This is a genomic window from Streptomyces sp. NPDC002130 (assembly GCF_040296465.1).
In the GTDB taxonomy this organism is placed as follows: domain Bacteria; phylum Actinomycetota; class Actinomycetes; order Streptomycetales; family Streptomycetaceae; genus Streptomyces.
In genome coordinates this window covers 1-1,691 of sequence record NZ_JBEOXI010000698.1, presented here as the reverse complement: position 1 = coordinate 1,691, position 1,691 = coordinate 1, and the positions used below count along the sequence as shown (strand labels likewise).

At 61.9% G+C, this 1,691-nt stretch carries 1 protein-coding gene; it reads left to right on the top strand.

Going from position 1 to position 1,691, the window contains the following annotated elements; translation table 11 throughout:
• A partial coding sequence (locus ABT116_RS44585) for an ABC transporter substrate-binding protein (protein ID WP_351646635.1) occupies positions 1–1,453 on the top strand: 1,453 nt, incomplete at its 5' end.
• Positions 1,454–1,691 lie beyond the last annotated feature (238 nt).

Below are 1,691 nucleotides of genomic sequence, written 5' to 3'. Positions count from 1 at the left end.
GGTGGCCCTGACCGGCCACCACGGCATCACCACCCTCGGCGGCGCGAGCTACGGCAAAGCCCCGACCAAGACTGCCGCCCGCGGCGGTTCCGGTGGAGAGGCGTTCGCAGCTGTCTACGACGTCTTGATGAGCTACGACACTGCCAGCGGAGAATTCGAGCCCAAGCTTGCCGAATCGCTCGCGACCGCTGACGACGGAGCCACCTGGACTCTGAAACTTCGCGACGGTGTGAAGTTCAGCGACGGCACCACCCTGGACGCCAACGCGGTGATCGCGAGTATCGATCGGTACAACGCAGGCAAGGGCAACGGCGCCGAGCTCTGGCTGGCTTCAGTGGAATCGGCGCAGGCAAGCGATCCGACGACGGTCGTGTTCAAGCTGAAGACGCCGTGGATGCGCTTCCCGTCGATGCTCGCTCTCGGTCACGGGATGATCGTCGCCCCGAGTTCGCAGCAAGGCGACAAGTTCACCGCTGTCGGAGCCGGGCCCTTCACCGAAGATCTCTTCACTCCGAGCGTCGAGCGAGTTTTCAAGGCCAACCCGTCCTACTACGGCGGGGCTCCGAAGCTGGACAAGTTGCGAATGGTCGCCCTCAACGGTCCGCAGGCCAATCTCGAATCGTTGAACAGCGGTCAGCTCGATGTCGCGTACATTCGTGGCCTCACGTCGGCGATCAATTCCGCCAAGTCCGCTGGTTACCCCGGCTACATCGACGTGCTCAATGCCGGTAGTGCCGAGATCGTCAACAACCGTGAAGGCCGACCGGGCTCGGATGTTCGCGTCCGCCAGGCTATCGGCTACGCGCTCGACACCACGTTGATCGATCAGCGCGTGGAAAACGGTGAGGGACTGCCGGGCTCGGAGTTGTTCGGTCCGACGTCTCAATGGCATGTAGACACACCGGGTATTGCCTACGACCCCGAAAAGTCGAAGGAACTTCTGAATCAGGCGAAGGCAGACGGGTACGACGGCAGCCTCGACTACGTCGTTCTCAGTGAGCCGAAGGACCACGCGATCGGTCTCGCCGTGCAGTCACTGTTGCAGGCCGTCGGGTTCGATGTGAACTTGATCTTGGCCAACAATGCCGGCGACATCGTGCAGAACGTCTACGTCAAGCACGATTTCGACCTCGCGCACGCGGGCATCGGAATGTACGAGTCGATTCTCGATCTCGGATTGTTCTCCACGACCAACAGCACCTCGATGGCGAACACTGCTGGATACGCGAACCCCGCGATGGACCAGCTGATCGCAGATCTTCAACAGGCCAAGGACAACTCGTCGACCCTGGCGGTCATCGGCAAGATCCAGACACTGTGGAACGAGACGGTTCCGTCCGCACCGATCGGCGGACTGACATCGTTCTGGGCCTGGCAGAAGAACGTTCACGGTGTCGTTCCCACAGCTACCGGAATCATGCTGTTCGACCAGGCCTGGCTGGGCGCGAAGTAGATCAACTGCTGCCCTCCAGGCGAGCCCCGTCCGACGCGAGTCGGGCGGGGCTCGTTCTCTTTCGACGTCCAGCATCAACGATGCAACCCTTTCGATCAGTGTGATTCAATTGAAATAGGTTGTAGGTCAATAGGATTCGTCAAGCGTGATTTGACTTGTCCACCCGCCGCTCCGTTCCACCCGGCGCGGGCCCGGACATGCCGCTGCCCCGCCCCCCGGTCGGCGGGGCGGGGCAGCG